Annotated in this window: 14 protein-coding genes and 1 pseudogene; 9 read left to right on the top strand and 6 right to left on the bottom strand. The window is 68.8% G+C overall.

Going from position 1 to position 15,642, the window contains the following annotated elements:
• Positions 1 to 37: 37 nt before the first annotated feature.
• Entirely contained in the window at positions 38 to 199 is a 162-nt protein-coding gene (locus AB0F41_RS29920) for a hypothetical protein (RefSeq protein WP_357429646.1), read from the bottom strand.
• 477 nt (positions 200 to 676) lie between these two features.
• Here AB0F41_RS29920 and AB0F41_RS29915 point away from each other — a divergent pair, with 477 nt between their 5' ends.
• The 4 genes from AB0F41_RS29915 to AB0F41_RS29900 all read left to right on the top strand — a co-directional run bounded on the left by AB0F41_RS29915 (position 677) and on the right by AB0F41_RS29900 (position 3,426).
• Positions 677 to 1,153, top strand: a complete 477-nt coding sequence (locus AB0F41_RS29915) for a DUF4395 domain-containing protein (RefSeq protein WP_357429644.1) — start codon at positions 677 to 679, stop codon at positions 1,151 to 1,153.
• A 34-nt stretch (positions 1,154 to 1,187) separates the two neighbouring features.
• Positions 1,188 to 2,021, top strand: coding sequence for a sulfurtransferase (locus AB0F41_RS29910; protein WP_357429642.1), 834 nt, complete (start codon positions 1,188 to 1,190; stop codon positions 2,019 to 2,021).
• A 5-nt stretch (positions 2,022 to 2,026) separates the two neighbouring features.
• The gene (locus AB0F41_RS29905; RefSeq protein WP_357429640.1) at positions 2,027 to 2,332 is read left to right on the top strand and encodes a DUF1416 domain-containing protein; all 306 of its coding nucleotides are present in this window, start codon (positions 2,027 to 2,029) and stop codon (positions 2,330 to 2,332) included.
• A gap of 365 nt (positions 2,333 to 2,697) precedes the next feature.
• Positions 2,698 to 3,426: an FABP family protein gene (locus AB0F41_RS29900; RefSeq protein ID WP_357429638.1), complete on the top strand. Its 729-nt coding sequence runs from the start codon at positions 2,698 to 2,700 to the stop codon at positions 3,424 to 3,426.
• Between the two features lie 258 nt (positions 3,427 to 3,684).
• Here the strand turns inward: AB0F41_RS29900 and cydC are convergent, their stop codons facing one another.
• From cydC to AB0F41_RS29875, 5 genes and pseudogenes are all read right to left on the bottom strand, one after another.
• Positions 3,685 to 5,508 carry a thiol reductant ABC exporter subunit CydC gene (cydC, locus tag AB0F41_RS29895; RefSeq protein WP_357429648.1) on the bottom strand — a complete coding sequence of 608 codons (1,824 nt, stop codon included), beginning with the start codon at positions 5,506 to 5,508 and terminating at the stop codon, positions 3,685 to 3,687.
• 113 nt (positions 5,509 to 5,621) lie between these two features.
• Positions 5,622 to 7,517 (bottom strand): thiol reductant ABC exporter subunit CydD, encoded by a 1,896-nt coding sequence (gene cydD, locus AB0F41_RS29890; protein WP_357429637.1) that lies wholly within the window; start codon positions 7,515 to 7,517, stop codon positions 5,622 to 5,624.
• A gap of 6 nt (positions 7,518 to 7,523) precedes the next feature.
• Positions 7,524 to 8,558, bottom strand: coding sequence for a cytochrome d ubiquinol oxidase subunit II (cydB, locus tag AB0F41_RS29885; protein WP_357429635.1), 1,035 nt, complete (start codon positions 8,556 to 8,558; stop codon positions 7,524 to 7,526).
• An 89-nt stretch (positions 8,559 to 8,647) separates the two neighbouring features.
• Positions 8,648 to 10,036: pseudogene (locus tag AB0F41_RS29880) on the bottom strand (cytochrome ubiquinol oxidase subunit I); the annotation flags it as partial.
• A 285-nt stretch (positions 10,037 to 10,321) separates the two neighbouring features.
• Positions 10,322 to 11,242, bottom strand: a complete 921-nt coding sequence (locus AB0F41_RS29875; protein ID WP_357429633.1) for an aminodeoxychorismate lyase — start codon at positions 11,240 to 11,242, stop codon at positions 10,322 to 10,324.
• 162 nt (positions 11,243 to 11,404) lie between these two features.
• On the opposite strand from AB0F41_RS29875, the gene AB0F41_RS29870 reads away from it, so the two are divergent.
• The 5 genes from AB0F41_RS29870 to AB0F41_RS29850 all read left to right on the top strand — a co-directional run bounded on the left by AB0F41_RS29870 (position 11,405) and on the right by AB0F41_RS29850 (position 15,050).
• Entirely contained in the window at positions 11,405 to 11,806 is a 402-nt protein-coding gene (locus tag AB0F41_RS29870) for a sterol carrier family protein (RefSeq protein ID WP_357429631.1), read from the top strand.
• Between the two features lie 74 nt (positions 11,807 to 11,880).
• Entirely contained in the window at positions 11,881 to 12,996 is a 1,116-nt protein-coding gene (locus AB0F41_RS29865) for a folate-binding protein YgfZ (RefSeq protein WP_357429629.1), read from the top strand.
• A 34-nt stretch (positions 12,997 to 13,030) separates the two neighbouring features.
• Complete coding sequence (locus tag AB0F41_RS29860; RefSeq protein WP_357429627.1) at positions 13,031 to 13,717, top strand: MOSC domain-containing protein; 687 nt, start codon at positions 13,031 to 13,033, stop codon at positions 13,715 to 13,717.
• On the top strand, positions 13,714 to 14,679 hold the full coding sequence (locus AB0F41_RS29855) for an asparaginase (RefSeq protein WP_357429625.1): 966 nt from the start codon (positions 13,714 to 13,716) through the stop codon (positions 14,677 to 14,679). The genes AB0F41_RS29860 and AB0F41_RS29855 overlap by 4 nt, the downstream gene beginning before the upstream one ends.
• A gap of 161 nt (positions 14,680 to 14,840) precedes the next feature.
• Positions 14,841 to 15,050 (top strand): DUF3073 domain-containing protein, encoded by a 210-nt coding sequence (locus AB0F41_RS29850; protein ID WP_357429623.1) that lies wholly within the window; start codon positions 14,841 to 14,843, stop codon positions 15,048 to 15,050.
• The last annotated feature ends 592 nt before the right edge of the window (positions 15,051 to 15,642 follow it).

Raw genomic sequence — 15,642 nt, 5'->3', positions numbered from 1 at the left:
GGCGAAGCCACGAGTCTCGAGGGCTGACAGCAGACGCTCAGAGGGCCGAACCCCGCGCGCGCCAGCGCGCCAATAAACACAGCACCTTCACGAGCAACGCCACCTGCCCCACCTTCGCGAGCAAGACCACCTGCCCCACCTTCGCGAGCAACGTCACCTGCCCCACCTTCGCGAGCAAGACCACCTGCCCCACCCTCACGAGCAACGCCACCTACCCCACCCTCACGAGCAACGCCACCCACCCCAACCTTCACAGGCAAGCGCCTCGCCAACTTTCACGAGCAAGGTCACCCGGGCCAACATCACAAGCAAGCTCACCTCCCAACCATCAAAACCACCACCCCACCCCCACAAAACCAGCCCCCGAACCTCGGCCACCGACCTCCCCGACCCGTACCGATAACCCCGATCAAGCCCCCCTGACCAGGCAATCACCCCCTACCTGCTCGTTCTCCGGCCGGATTGGGTAGACTGCCCGTTGTGCAAAACCACCATGAGCTGATGCTCACCCGTCGCCGCACAGTCGACCTGTGCCGCCTCGGTGGTTGTTGCTGCCTGTGCCGCTGAGCGGTCGGGTCTTTTCCTGACGCCGACCACGGTTCGTCCGCGCGAGCGATTTCATCCCCCGGCGAACCGGCCGAATCCGCCGATAAGTTCGAGCGCAGGAGCTTCCTCCATGCCCATCACTTCCACCGACACCGCTATCCAGCCGAGTGTGGTCGACGTTCGCGGCCCTCGATTCGTGGCCTGGGTCACCACAGCGGTTCTCGTCGTCGTGCTGCTGCTCGCCGCGATCGCGCCGGCCGCCGCGGCGGTACTGATCGCCGTCCAGGCACTGGTCTTCGGGCTGGGTGCCGCCCTGGATCCGCGGCGGCATCCGTACGGGTTGATCTATGCCCGCGTGGTCGCGCCCCGGCGGGGTCCGGTGACCGACACCGAACCCACGCCGCCGTTGCGGTTCGCCCAGTTGTTGGGCCTGGTCTTCGCCGTCCTGAGCCTGCTCGGGTTCCTGGCCGGCTCGTCCGTCGTCGGCGCGCTGTTCGCCGGCTTCGCGCTGTTCGCGGCGTTCCTGAACGCCGCCTTCGGCATCTGCCTCGGGTGCAAGATCTATCCGCTCGTCTCGCGGCTTTCCCCGTCCCCCATCACGCACTGAACCGAACCCGCAAGTCACCACCGAAAGGAAGAAAATGGCTCGCTCCGATGTCCTGGTCTCCGTCGACTGGGCCGAAGAGAATCTCAAGACCCCCGGCGTCGTCTTCGTCGAGGTCGACGAGGACACCACCGCCTACGAAGGCGGCCACATCGAGGGCGCCGTCCGGCTCGACTGGAAGAAGGACCTGCAGGATCAGGTTCGTCGCGATTTCGTGAGCCAGGAGCAGTTCTCCACGCTGCTCTCGGAGCGCGGTATCTCCAACGACGACGAGGTCATCCTCTACGGCGGCAACAACAACTGGTTCGCCGCCTACGCGTACTGGTACTTCAAGCTGTACGGTCACAACAACGTCAAACTGCTCGACGGCGGCCGCAAGAAGTGGGAGCTCGACGGGCGTCCCCTCTCGCGCGACGAGGTCTCCCGTCCGGCCACCCAGTACAAGGCCGCCGAACCGGATAACACCATCCGCGCCTTCCGCGACGAGGTCATCGCCGCCATCGGCACCAAGAACCTGGTGGACGTCCGCTCCCCCGACGAGTTCTCCGGCAAGATCCTGGCTCCCGCGCATCTGCCGCAGGAGCAGAGCCAGCGTCCCGGTCACATCCCCGGCGCGATCAACGTGCCGTGGAGCAAGGCCGCCAACGAGGACGGCACCTTCCGTTCCGACGACGATCTCACCAAGATCTACGGTGAGGCCGGACTCGACGGCAACAAGGAGACCATCGCCTACTGCCGGATCGGTGAGCGTTCCTCGCACACCTGGTTCGTGCTGCAGGAGCTGCTCGGGCACCAGAACGTCAAGAATTACGATGGCAGCTGGACCGAATACGGTTCGCTGGTCGGCGCACCTATCGAGTTGGGAGAGTAATCGCCATGTGTGCAGCACCTACCCAAGGCCAGGACATCCCGGCCGGCGTCGATGTGGAGAAGGAAACGGTGATCACCGGCCGCGTGCTCGGCACCGATTCCGAGCCGGTGGGCGGCGCCTTCGTCCGGCTGCTCGACGGCAACGGTGATTTCACCGCCGAAGTGGTCGCGTCGGGCACCGGCGACTTCCGCTTCTTCGCCGCACCGGGAAGCTGGACTCTGCGCGCGCTGTCCGCCTCGGGCAACGGCTCCACCGAGATCCGTCCCGACGGCCCCGGCATCCACAACGTGGACGTCACCGTCTCGAAGTAACCAAGACGGCCTGATGGCCCAGGACCGCCCACACAGGCCGGTCCTGGGCCATCGGCGTATCCGGCCACACCCTCGATCGCCGCAAGATCCGGACGCATCGGTCACCGAACGTGCCCAGCCTTGGTGCCGAGTTCAGCGAGGCCCTCGGAGGTTTTGGCCCGTCCCTGCTTTCCGCCCTCGAAGCGAGGCGCCGCAGGCGCGAGTCCCGAGGGCGGAAAGCAGGGACCAAGGGGGCCAAAACCCGCGCGCCGAAGGCGCGCATAAGATAACCCTGTGGTCCTCTTCTTCGAGATTCTGCTGATCGCCGTGTCGGTCCTCATCGGCTGGTTCGGCCTGTACGTGTTCTACCGGCTGTTCACCGAGTCATGAGCGGTCTCGCGAGCGAAGGTTCCGATCCGGCCGAGCGAGCGAGCGACAACACCGACCCGGCCGACGCCGCCGCCCAGAACGGGCGTGGCGGCGGGCAGCAGTCGCCCCTCAGCGGTGATCAGGCGGTCGCCGACGCGGCCGAACGCGCGAAGGAGACCGGCGGTCGCAATATTCCGGTGCTCCCGGATCTTCCGCTGCCCGAGGATACGGCCAACCTGCGGCTCGGCCCGGATCTGAATCCGGCCATGCTGGCACTGCTGCCGATGGTCGGTGTGTGGCGTGGTGCGGGCGAGGGCAACAACCCCGAACGCGGCGACTACCGCTTCGGCCAGCAGATCGTGGTCTCCCATGACGGCGGGGACTATCTGAGCTGGGATTCGCGCTCCTGGTTCGTCGAGTCCGATGGCAGCTACGGCGGCCCGGATCTGCGGGAACAGGGTTTCTGGCGGGTCGGGACCGATGACAACGACGAGGTCCTGGAGTTGCTGCTCACCCACAGCACCGGAATCGTCGAATTGTTCTACGGCAAGGCCCTGACCCAGTCCTCCTGGGAGCTGGCCACCGATGTGGTGATCCGTAGCCAGACCGGCGCGGTGGTGGGGGGCGCCAAACGCCTCTACGGCATCGTGGAGGGTGGCGATCTCGCGTATGTGGAGGAGCGGGTGGTGGCCGACGGGCCGCTGCAACCGCGGCTTTCCGCGCGCCTGCAGCGCTATATCGGCTGAGATCACCGGCCCCGAAACGGGAACGACCCCCGAGCCGTATCGGTGCGAGCCCACGGTGTGAGTACCGGAGGGTCTCGCCGCCGATCCCGATCGGACGGATCGGGGACTCGGGGGCCGGGTGGCTGCCTGGAATTCGCTCATCGCTGTCGGGTGAACGGAGTCCGTGCACAGCCGGCTACAGCGCTAGCTGACAGCCACCTCACGCATCCTGAGAATTTCCATTCTTGGGATCACCTCCTTCCTTGTGTACCGACGAATCTAGCCACCACAGGCGGGGCTCGGCAACGGAATTTCGTCGAGGGCGTAACGACCGGCCGGGCGATCCGGGAAAGCGGCCCGGACCTGCCCTGATTCATCCACCGTGATCACCAGCCCGGCGCGGTGTCCGATCGGCGGCTGATGTGTGACCACCACCACGTCCCGGTCCGGTTCCACCAAACCGCTGTCGCGGTCGAGCAGAGCGCACAGCAGTTCGGCGCCCGCGGTCGCGTCCAGGTGTTCGGTGGGTTCGTCCAGCAGCAGCGCCCGGGCCGGCGACACCAGGGCCCGCGCGAGCAGGATCCGGCGCCGCTGACCACCCGAGACCGCGGCCGCGCCGCCGGTCAGTTCGGTGTGGACGCCGTCGGCGAGTCCGTCGAGCCAGTCTCCGAGCCCGACGGTACGCAGTGCGCGGTCGGCCCCGGCGGCGTCGAGATCGCCGCGCGCCACCCGCAGGTTCTCCAGCACGCTGGTACCGAACAGGTGCGCGTCCTCGGCGAAGAACCGCACCCGTTCGTCCGGGGTGTCGAACAGGCCGGCCCAGGCCATCAGCAGGGTTGTTTTTCCTGCGCCGCTGGGTCCGACCACCACGACCCGTGACGCCTGCGGCCGCTCCGGTATCTGCCACTGACCGTCACCCACCCAGCCGATCACAACTCCGTCGGCGCGGCTGTCCGCGTACGGGAACGGGTGCGGGTCACCGCCGGTACCGAATCGTTTGCGGGTGCCGGCGGGCCGGGCGGCGGTGCGGGCAGGGTCGCCGGTGGTCATATCGTCGCCGGCCGGGCGGTGGTCGGGCGATACCGCGCGCAGCCGGTGCAGGGCGGCACGGGCGACGGTGAGCGCCCGGGCGGCGGCCGGTAGCGCGCCGGTGGCTTCGAAGGACGACAGCGGCAGCAGCACCAGGACGGCCAGCGCCATCGGCGTCATCGCACCGGAGGCTCCACCGTCCGGGCCGTACAGGGTGATCCCGATGAGCAGGGCGGCCAGCACCGTGACTCCCGTCGCGAGCGGGGTCGCGGCCGCCGCCCATGCCGTGCGCCCGGCCGCCGCGTCTTCGGCGGCGAGCACCCGGCGGTTGGCCGCGGTGGCCGCGTCGAGCGCGGTGTCCAGTTTCCCGGCGACCCGGAGCTCCGGTGCGTGGTCGAGCACGGTGAGCGCGTGCGCGGCGAACTCGGCGCGATCGGCGCGGGCCGCCCGTTCGGCATCGGCGGCGGCCCGGGCCGACAACCACGGCGCCACCAGACCGGAGAAGACCAGCGCCGCCGCCAGGATCGCCGCCGCGGCGACCGAGACGAACGCGAGCAGGCCGACCGCGGCCAGCGAGAGCACGAGCGCGACCGCGGCGGGTACGAAAGTTCGTACCACCACCGCGCCCAGGTCGTCGATATCGGTGCCCACCCGCACCAGCACATCGCCCCGGCGCAGCCGCCCGGGTAGGCCGGGCCCGCCCGGTGCGGTGGGTGCGGTTCGGCCCGCGCCGGTTCCGGCGACGCCGGGCAGGTCGCCGTCCGAGCGGCGGGTCAACCACAGCGGCGCCCGGGCCAGCGCCCGGTAGACCGAGGTGCGCGCGGCGGTCATCGACCGCAGCGCCACATCGTGGGTCGCCAGACGCTCCAGGTACCGGCAGACGCCCCGCGAGATGCCCAGGGCTCGCACCGCGACCACCGCGACGGTCAGATCGAGCACCGGAGGCATCTGCCAGGCCCGGGCGATGAGCCAGGCGGCGAGCGCCGCCAGACCCAGACCGCTGCCCAGAGCCAGTACCCCCCACGCGACCGCGACGGCCAGTCGGGAACGCGGGATCTCGAGCATGGCCCACATCTGCCGGATATCGCGGAGCAGCAGCCGGGTACGGACCCAGCGCCGGGTGGGGTGGACGGATGCGGGCCGGGCCGCGCGGGCACGGGCGGCGGAGCGGTGCGGGTTTCGTGGGTTCATGGCGATATTCGGTGGGAACGCATGGGTATCGTGACGATCTCGTCGGCGGCGGACAGCAGCGCGGGCCGGTGCGCGACCAGCACCACTGTGACGCCGGTTCGGGCGAGGGTGGTGAGCGCCGCCGCCACCGCGACTTCACTGTCGGGATCCAGATGGGCGGTCGGTTCGTCCAGGAGCACGATCGGGCGATCCGCGGCGAGCACGCGGGTGAGCGCGAGCCGCTGGCGTTGTCCCAGGGAGAGCCCGATCCCCCCGGACCCGACCACGGTATCCCATCGTGCGGGCAGCGCTTCGAGCACGGCGTCGAATCCGGTTACGGCGCAGGCGGCATCCAGTTCGCTGAGGACCCGGGCCGGGCCCCGGCGCGGCGAACCCGCAACGGTGGCACCGAGCAGTTCCAGGTTCTCGCGCAGGGTTCCCGGCACCAGCACCGGCCGCTGCGGCAGCCAGGCCATCCGGGACCACCACTGCTCCGGTGAAATCGATCGGATATCCGCGCCATCGGCGAACACGGCGCCGGCAGTGGGTTCGATCAGTCCGAGGATCGCCTGCAACACAGTGGATTTTCCGCTGCCGTTGGGTCCGGTGAGGGCGGTGACCCGGCCGGGTCGCAGGATGGCGGACAGTCCGTCCGGTGCGGCGCCGTCCCTCGATTCGATGGTCAGATCACGCAATTCGATCACGGCGGAACCGACCGGGCCGGTGCGATCCGCAGCGGATCCGGCGACGAGCGCACCGTGCCGGCGACCGGCCGGCTCTTCGGTACGGGCGGAACCGTTGCGGCCGTGAACACTCCGGGATATCACCGCGGGGTCGTCCGCCGCCGGGTCCGGCGCATGCGCGGCCGGAAGCATCGGATCGTTCACCCGCGCCCCGTCGCCGCCCGTGGCGGCAGTCGGGCTCCGCCGGTCGAGGATCGCGAAGGCCCTGTCGGCGGCGGCTGTTCCGTCCTGCGCGGCGTGGAAGCGCTCACCGAGTGTCCGCAACGGCAGGTACACCTCCGGAGCGAGGACGAGCGCGACGATCCCGTCGTAGAGACTCATATCGCCGTGGACCAGCCGCATCCCGATCGCCACCGCGACCAGCGCCACCGAGAGCGTCGCCAGCAGTTCCAGCACCATCGAGGACAGGAACGCGAGACGCAATGCCGCCATCGTGCGCCGATGCAGCGATTCGCCCAGTTCCCGGACCCGCCCGCTCATACTCCGGCCGGGGATATCCGGCCCGTCCACGCCTTCCCGCCCGAGCGCGCGCAACGTGGGCATTCCGGCGAAGAGGTCCAGCAGCCGGTCCGACAGCCGGGTGGTGGCGTCCAGGGTGGCCCGGGCGCGTCCCTCGGTGAGCAGGCCGATGAGCACCATGAAAACCGGGATGAGCGGCAGCGTGACGACCACGATGAGCGCGGAGGTGAGGTCGTGCGCCGCGATCACCGCCAGCACCACCGGCGGCACCAGAACCGCGAGCAGCAGGGCCGGTAGGTAACCGGTGAGGTACGCGCGCAGCCCGCTGAGCCCGCTGCCCACGACCACGGCGATCTCGGTGCGGCGCGCATCCAGTTCGCGCGGCGGGAGCCCGGCGCCCGCGCCGAGTACCGACTCCTCCAGTTCCGCGACCACCCGCACACCTGCCCGGTGCGCGATCCGCGACTGCCACCACGCCGCCAGCCCGCGACCGGCCAGTGCCAGGGCGAGCACCACCAGTTCCGCGGTCCACGAATCGAGCGTGCGTTGTCCGGGGTCGGTGATGACACCGGCCAGCACCCGGCCCAGCAGGACGGCACTCAGCACGATCGTCACTGTGGTCGCCAGCGAGAGACCGACGGAGAGCGCCAGATAACTCCTGGCGGAGCGGGCGTAACGCCACAGGCGTGGGTCCACGGGCGGGCGGGCCATTCGGTGTCACTCCTCGGTGGCGACGCGGGGGGAAAGTCCGATTCCGGGTGGGATGTGTTCGACCCTAATGCGTTTGCGGAACACCCAGTACGTCCAGGCCTGGTATCCGATGACCACCGGGGTGACCAGCACCGCGGCCCAGCTCATCACCTTCAGCGTGTAGGGGGTGGAGGAGGCGTTGTCGACGGTCAGGCCGTATGCCGGATCGATGGTGGACGGCAGCACATCGGGGAAGAGCGCGCCGAAAAGCAGTGCCGAGGCGGCCAGCACGGTCAGCGCGGTACCGGCGAAGGACCAGCCGTCCCGTCCGGCGAACAGTGCCGCGGCTCCGGCGGCGAGCCCGAACACGGCCAGCGCCACCAGGATCCAGGTCCAGCCACTGCCGTAGGCGAGCTGGGTCCACAGGCCGAAGCCGGCCACCACCACCGCGGTGGGGGCCAGCAGCAGCCGGGCGGTCCGCACCGCGTCGTCGCGGACCTCTCCCCCGGTCTTCAGTGTCAGGAACACGGCGCCGTGCAGGGCGAAGAGCAGCCCGGTAGTGAGCCCGCCCAGCAGCGCGTACGGCGAGAAGAGCGCACCGAATGCTCCGGTGAACTGCTTATCGGCGTCCAACGGCACCCCGCGCACGATATTGGCGAACACCCAGCCCCACGCCAGGGCCGGCACCCAGGAGCCGATACCGATTCCGATATCGCAGCGGGCCCGCCACCGCGGGTCGTCGATCTTGCCGCGGTATTCGATCGCGCAGATCCGCAGGATCAACGCCACCAGCAACAGCAGCAGGGCGAAGTAGAACCCGGAGAACATGCTCGCGTACCACTCCGGGAACGCGGCGAACAGCGCACCGCCGGCGGTGATCAACCAGACCTCGTTGCCGTCCCACACCGGGCCGATGGTGTTCAACACGGCCCGGCGCCGGATATCGGACCCTTTTCCGAGGATCGGCATGAGCATGCCGACCCCGAAATCGAAACCCTCCAGCACGAAGTACCCGGTGAACAGCACACCGATCAGCAAAAACCAGAATTCCTGCAGTTCCATCCCGGCTCCTAGTAGGCGAACGAAAGCTGTTCTTCGGCAGGTTTTTCCGTGGTGCCGTCCGCGGCGGCGGTCTCGTCGCGGGGTCGTTCCGGACCCTCGCGCACATAGCGGCGCATCAGGTAGAACCACACGACGGCGAGCAGCCCGTAAACCACCGTGAAGGTGATCAGCGAGATCCAGACGGTCACGGTCGCGTGATCGGAGACCCCCTGCTGCACCATGAGGCGCAACTCCTGGTCGCCGGTCGGGTTGGGCACCACGACCCAGGGCTGACGCCCCATCTCGGTGAACACCCAGCCGGCCGAATTCGCCAGGAACGGAGTCGGTATGGCCAGCAGGCTCAGCCAGGAGAACCAGCGCTTGTCCGGAACCCGGCCGCGCCTGGTCATCCAGAATCCGGCGAACACCAGTAGCGCCGACCCGGCCGCCAGACCGATCATGGCGCGGAAGGACCAGTAGGTCACGAACAGATTCGGCCGGTAGTCGCCCGGCCCGAACTTCTCGTTGTAGGCCTGCTGGAGGTCCACGACGCCCTGTAGTTCAACCCCGGTGAACGTGCCCTCGGCCAGCCAGGGCAGCACGTAGGGCACTTCGAGCACATGGGTCACGCTGTCGCAGTTGTTGTGCGTACCCACGGTGAGGATCGAGAAATCCGGGTCCACCTGGGTGTGGCACAGCGATTCCGCCGAGGCCATCTTCATCGGCTGCTGATCGAACATCAGCTTGCCCTGCACATCGCCCGTGTACACCAGCGCCACCCCGGAGATCACCGCGATCAGCAGCGAGACCCGGGCCGCCGGGCGCCACATGGCACGCGCTTCCTCGAGTTTGCCCGGATCGCCGCTGCGCGCGTGCCGGACCATCCACCAGCCGGCGATCCCGGCGACGAAGGTCGCCGCGGTCAGGAAGGATCCGGCTACCACGTGCGGGAACGCCGCCAGCGCGGTGTTGTTGGTGAGAAGTTCGACGATGCTGGTGAGTTCGGCCCGCCCGGTCTCCGGGTTGTACCGAGCACCGACCGGATGCTGCATGAACGAGTTGGCCGCGATGATGAAGTACGCGGAGGCGTTGACGCCGATCGCGACCATCCAGATGGTGCCCAGATGCACGAGTTTCGGCAGCCGTTGCCAGCCGAAGATCCACAGCCCGATGAATGTGGACTCCATGAAGAAGGCCACCAGCCCCTCCAGCGCGAGGGGTGCGCCGAAAACGTCGCCGACGAAACGGGAATATTCGCTCCAGTTCATCCCGAACTGGAATTCCTGCACGATTCCGGTGGCGACACCGAGCGCGAAATTGATCAGGAAGAGCTTCCCGAAGAATTTGGTCAGCCGATACCAGTGTTCCTTGCCCGTGATCACCCAGGCGGTCTGCATCCCGGCGACCAGAGGCGCCAGGCCGATCGTCAAGGGGACGAACAAGAAGTGGTAGACGGTCGTGATGCCGAACTGCCACCGCGAGACATCCAGGGCGTCCACACCGAGCCTCCTGTTACTACGACGTGTCGTAGTTTAAGAGTACGCACGGGGGCCACCGGATCAATGTGTTGCCGGACACGACTTACCGATCGATGTTCCTACGATCCCGCAACAAATCCCTATCGGCACATCACGGTCGGGGCCCGACCGGTTCTGGATCGGCGTGCTCGCACCGACGATGGGCTGCGGGCGTTCACGAAGGCGTCGATCCAAACCCCCTTCACGGTGGGGCCGCTTCAACCCACCTCCCCAACCCCTCACGAAGCGCCCGCTCCAAAAACACCTCTACCAGTCCGCGATGGTCCCGGTGCGTTCGATGCCGCGATCGACCATCCCGGCGATCTCGGCGGCCGACTCCGACGCCGACATCCGCACCCCGTCCAGGGAATTCACCCGTGCGGCGAGCGTCACGCTGCTGAGCATCCAGATGCTGTCGCAGTCGAAGAGATCCGCGGTGAACAAGGGTTCGTACCGGCATTCGTATCCGTGGCGTTCCGCCTCGGCGTACAGCGCGCGCTGGGTGACCCCCGGCAGCACACCGTGCTTGTGCGGCGGGGTGATCAGCTGTTTGCCCCGCGCGATCACCACCGTCGACCGCGGACCCTCCAGCACCCGGTGTTCGGTGCTGGTGAAGATCACATCGTCGGCGCCCATCCTGGTGGCGAACCGCAGCGCGGCCATATTGGTGGCGTAGGACAGGGTTTTCGCGCCCAGCAGCTGCCAGGGCGCGGCCTGCGCGAGATCGATCGAGATACCGCGGGTCAGTGTCACCACCGCGACGCCTTCGGTCCGGGCCTTGGCGACCCGCTCCCCCGGCGCGGTCACCAGGACGTAGGTCGTGGGCACCGGGACCGCCTCGGACAGTTCGCCGGAGCGCACCGCCGCCGCGGGATCGCCCAGCGCGCTCTCCCGGCCCCGGGTCAGGACCAGACGCATCACGCCCTCGGAATCGGCGCCCCATTCCTTGGCGGCCGTCTCCATCGCACCGCGCCAGCGGGCCAGATCGGGTTCGGGTAGATCGAGTGCCTGCGCGGAACGGCGTAGCCGGGCGAGATGGAAGTCGAGCGCGCATACCGTGCCACCGCGGACCAGCACCGTCTCGAAGATCCCGTCGCCGCGCAGAACGCCGATATCGTCGGCATACAACAACGGCTGATCCGCGTCGCGGACCTCACCGTCGAGTGTTACAAGAACTCGATCCACCATGGCCACGAGCGTAGGCCAACACCGCCCGCGATGACGGCCGGAATGCCAGGCAGCCCGGACAAATGTCGGGGCGGGCAGCTGCCGTGGGCCAGGTGGGGCCGGCCCCGCCGATCGGTACGGCCGGGCTGGTTCCGGTGTGCCGCTGCTGGTTAGAGTCGGGCGGTGGCACGACGAACGGACAACGATCCGGCCGCGGCGCGGGCGGCGGTGACGGCGATCCGCGCGTGGCTGCTCGATGAAACCCGGCCGGCTCCGGCCCGGTCCGAACTCGCGGCCGCGGTGCGCGCCACCGCGCGCGTTCTGGCGGCGGTGGCGCCGGGCCATTCGGTGGAGGTACGGGTACCTCCTTTCGTCGCAGTCCAATGTGTCGAAGGCCCTCGGCACACCCGCGGGACACCGCCGAATGTCGTCGAGACCGATCCGCGGACCTGGCTGCTGCTGGCGACCGGCCTGCGAGATTTCGCCGCCGCGGTGACGGCCGGGACCGTGGACGCCTCCGGGAATCGGGCCGCCGAGATCACCCGCTGGCTGCCGCTGGTGTCCCTCCACCCCGGCGAGAGCTGACCCAGCGAAACCGAAACCGCAGGTCGGGACCCCGCTGATGCGCGCCGCCCCGATCGGCTCCTAGAGTGGAGACCGTGTCCGTGGTCGCCGCACCCAGCCCTGTCCTCGCAGTACCGGGAGCCGTCGCCGCCGCGCCGGGCTCACCGGACGCCCTCGTGCCCTGGCATTACGGCGATCCACTCGGCGAGCAGCGCGCGGCCGTGCAGCGCGTCGCCGTGGTCGATCGCTCGCATCGGTTCGTGTTCACCATCACCGGCGCGGAGCGGCTGAGCTGGTTGCACACGGTCACCAGCCAGCACATCACCGGACTCGGCGACGGCCGCTCCGCGGAGAATCTGGACCTGGACCTCAACGGCCGGGTGCTGCATCATTTCGTCCTCACCGAGCTGAACGGCACAGTGTGGATCGATACCGAAGCCGACCGCGGTCCCGCCCTGCTGGACTTCCTCACCAAAATGGTCTTCTGGGCCGACGCGCAACCGCGGGAAGCGCCCGATCACGCCGTGCTGAGCCTGCTGGGCCCGGAAGCCGCCACGCTGCTCCCGGTCCTGGGTCTCGACCGGCTGCCCGATACCTACGAGGCCCTCCCGCTGCCGGGCGGCGGTTTTCTGCGCCGGATGCCCTGGCCCACCGCCGACTCCTTCGACCTGATTCTCCCCCGGGATCAGTTGCTCACCCGGTGGCACGAACTCGTCGAGGCCGGGGCGCGACCCGCGGGATCCTGGACCTACGAGGCGCTGCGGGTGGCGGCGCTACGGCCCCGGATCGGGGTCGACACCGACGAGCGCACAATCCCGCACGAGGTGAACTGGATCGGCGGGCCCGAGGAGTACGGCGCGGTACACCTGGAAAAGGGGTGCTACCGAGGTCAGGAAACCGTGGCGCGGGTGCACAACCTCGGCAAGCCGCCGCGGCGGCTGGTCCTGCTCCATCTGGACGGCTCCGCCGACGAGCGGCCGGTTCCGGGCGACGCCGTCACCGCGGGCGGACGTTCGGTCGGCGTCCTGGGCACCGTGATCGACCACTACGAGTTCGGACCTATCGCACTGGCCCTGATCAAACGCGCAGTCCCACCCGATACCCAGCTCACCGTCGGCGCCACCGCAGCCGCGATCGACCCCGATTCGGTGCTCGCCGACGACAGCCCGCAGGCCGGCCGGCAGGCCATCGAACGGCTCCGCGGCCGCTGACCCGAGCACCACGAGCCGAGAGGAACGAGCGCCGATGCGGGTTGGGGACACCGGACGGATCCTGGCCGTCTGTGCCGTGCACGCCGAGGTGCCGGTGCCGGGGCGGGTCGGCCGTACCGCCATCGACAAACGGCCGGTCGCCGGACGGGTCCGGGCCGGCCGGCTCGGCCTCGACGGCGACCACGTATGCAACACCGAACACCACGGCGGGGTCCATCAGGCCGTCTACGGCTACGCCGAGGAGGATGCCCGGACCTGGGGCGCCGAACTCGGCCGGGAGCTGCCGGCGGGCTGGTTCGGGGAGAACCTCCGCATCACCGGTCTACCGCTCAGCGACGCGGTCGTCGGCGCACGCTGCGCGGTGGGCGAGGCGCTGTTCGAGGTGAGCGCGCCCCGCGTCCCGTGTGCCACCTTCGGGCACTGGACCAGCGAACCGCAGTGGGTGCGCAGATTCACCCTGCGCGGCGATACCGGCTGCTATTTCCGGGTCCTGGCCGAGGGCACCGTGGCCGCGGGTGACCGGGTCGAATTCGTCCACGTACCAGAGCACGGAGTAACCGTCCGAGATGTGTTCACCGGCTCGGACCCCGACCGTCTCGCACTGCTGCGCACCGCCGAGCCCACCCTCTCCGACGATATCCACGCCCAGATCGCCCGCCACACGAAGCGGCGCGGCGCGGCCAGGGGCGGCGCGGCCGCCGAACCGGAGCCGATCGGATGAGCGTCGACCTGGTCGAAATGGTCCGCTCCGGATTCCGGGAATGCGTCCACCGGGGGTCGGTGGTGATCATCGGACCGGATGGCGACCCCACTTACGAGGCCGGATCGGTGCATGTACCGATCTACCCGCGTTCCACCAACAAACCGATGCAGGCGCTCACCCTGCTCAAACACGGTTTCGAACCACTCGACGACGCCGAGCTGGCCATCGCCACCGCCTCGCATACCGGCGAGCCGGAACATATCGAGCTGATCGAACGCCTGCTGCGGCGTTTCGGATTCGACGAGAACGATCTGGCCTGCCCGCCCGATCTACCCATGGACGAGCGCGCCCGAGCCGGGGTGCTGTACCGGGGCGAGAAACCCGCCAAGCGGTATATGAACTGTTCCGGCAAACACGCGGCCATGCTCGCCACCTGCGCGGTGAACGGCTGGCCGATCGACGGCTATCCGGATATCGCCCACCCGCTCCAGCAGGCTGTCCTCGCACAGGTGATCGAGCTGACCGGGGAACCCGAGACCGATCTGGGAATCGACGGTTGCGGACTGCCCATCGTCCCGGTCTCCCTGGTGAATCTGGCGCGCGCCTTCGCCGCGTTGGCCACCGCGGCCCAGGGTTCGCCCGAACGCCGGATCGCCGATGCGCTGCGCGCGCATCCCCGGGTGATTTCGGGCACCAACGGAGCCGATCTGCAAACCATGAGCGCGGTCCCGGGACTGCTCTGCAAGATCGGCGCGGACGGTGTGCACGCCGGTGCGCTGCCCGACGGCAGCGCTTTCGCGTACAAGATCGACGACGGAGCGGACCGGGCCCGGATCCCGCTGACCATGGCGGTCTTGCAGCGTATGGGGGTCGCGTGGTCGGACGAGCTGGCCGCTTTGGCCGCTCCCGCGGTGCTCGGCGGCGGCGCCAGAGTCGGTGTGATCCGGGCCATACCCGGAGTGGTCGCGCCGGGCAGCTGAGGGCGAAATATCGGCAAACCGGTCGGTCGATCCGGCGGATAGCCGACTCGTGGAAGCGCGACGGCCGGACACGCGCTAAAGTGTCTGTCAGGAAGATATTAATTCGAACGGGGCCGCCACCAATCCCCAGGCCGCCCCGCTGTGACGCGAGGGGGTCAGCCATGGGCCGTGGCCGGGCTAAGGCAAAGCAGACCAAGGTTGCGCGCGAGCTGAAGTACAGCTCGCCGTCGACCGACTTGGCGAGCCTTCAGCGCGAGCTTTCCGGTAGCGACAACACCCCACGTGGTGGCGTCCTGTCGGATGAGCACGACGCGGACGACTCCTTGTCCAAATGGGACGAGGAGGACAACTACGACGACTGGCGCCGCTGACCGAGCGCGCACGCGCGGGGGAGGCCGACTGCCTCCCCTTTGGCCGTTTACGCCGGTTCGCGCCGTTTCCCGCCCGGCAGCCCGGCGGTGAACGACGTGAACCGGCGAATCGGCCCGATCAGCACGATTCGGCTCCAGGACGGATGACCGGCGGCCTTCGACCACCGGTTCTTCGTAGTCTCCGGGGTCAGGCCTGAAGCTCGCTCACGATCTCCCTCCGGCGAGCATGCGCCGTTGATAGGTGCCGTCTATGAGTACCGACCTGGTCAGCCGAAGTATCTCGGTATTCGCGTGGCAAGTTGCGGCGTGCTGTTGCCGGCTAGTGGGTGGTCTTCGAGCGCTTACATGGTCACGGAGCGCCGGGGGGACGGCGCATGGGCGACCTCGCTCGCAGAGGTGGGGAGATGACCCTGATCGCGACGGTGAGGAGATGACCTTACTCGGAGGCGGGGATGACCCTGATCGCGAAGGTGGGGACGTGACCTCACTCGCGAACGTGGGGACGTGACCTCACTCGCGAACGTGGGGACGTGACCTCACTCGCGAACGTGGGGACGTGACCTCACTCGCGAACGTGGGGACGTGACCTCAC

The sequence above is a fragment of the Nocardia sp. NPDC024068 genome (genome assembly GCF_040638875.1).
Taxonomy (GTDB): domain Bacteria; phylum Actinomycetota; class Actinomycetes; order Mycobacteriales; family Mycobacteriaceae; genus Nocardia.
Note: the sequence above shows the minus strand (reverse complement) of the source record. Positions and strands in the feature narration are given on the sequence as shown.

Excerpts from the sequence above, each read along its gene's own strand:
- AB0F41_RS29900 (WP_357429638.1), top strand. The coding sequence starts at position 2,698 with ATGAGCGGTCTCGCGAGCGAAGGTTCCGATCCGGCCGAGCGAGCGAGC.
- AB0F41_RS29860 (WP_357429627.1), top strand. The coding sequence starts at position 13,031 with ATGCGGGTTGGGGACACCGGACGGATCCTGGCCGTCTGTGCCGTGCAC.
- cydD (WP_357429637.1), bottom strand. The coding sequence starts at position 7,517 with ATGGCCCGCCCGCCCGTGGACCCACGCCTGTGGCGTTACGCCCGCTCC.
- AB0F41_RS29875 (WP_357429633.1), bottom strand. The coding sequence starts at position 11,242 with ATGGTGGATCGAGTTCTTGTAACACTCGACGGTGAGGTCCGCGACGCG.
- AB0F41_RS29905 (WP_357429640.1), top strand. The coding sequence starts at position 2,027 with ATGTGTGCAGCACCTACCCAAGGCCAGGACATCCCGGCCGGCGTCGAT.
- AB0F41_RS29850 (WP_357429623.1), top strand. The coding sequence starts at position 14,841 with ATGGGCCGTGGCCGGGCTAAGGCAAAGCAGACCAAGGTTGCGCGCGAG.
- AB0F41_RS29915 (WP_357429644.1), top strand. The coding sequence starts at position 677 with ATGCCCATCACTTCCACCGACACCGCTATCCAGCCGAGTGTGGTCGAC.
- cydB (WP_357429635.1), bottom strand. The coding sequence starts at position 8,558 with ATGGAACTGCAGGAATTCTGGTTTTTGCTGATCGGTGTGCTGTTCACC.
- AB0F41_RS29855 (WP_357429625.1), top strand. The coding sequence starts at position 13,714 with ATGAGCGTCGACCTGGTCGAAATGGTCCGCTCCGGATTCCGGGAATGC.
- AB0F41_RS29910 (WP_357429642.1), top strand. The coding sequence starts at position 1,188 with ATGGCTCGCTCCGATGTCCTGGTCTCCGTCGACTGGGCCGAAGAGAAT.
- cydC (WP_357429648.1), bottom strand. The coding sequence starts at position 5,508 with ATGTGGGCCATGCTCGAGATCCCGCGTTCCCGACTGGCCGTCGCGGTC.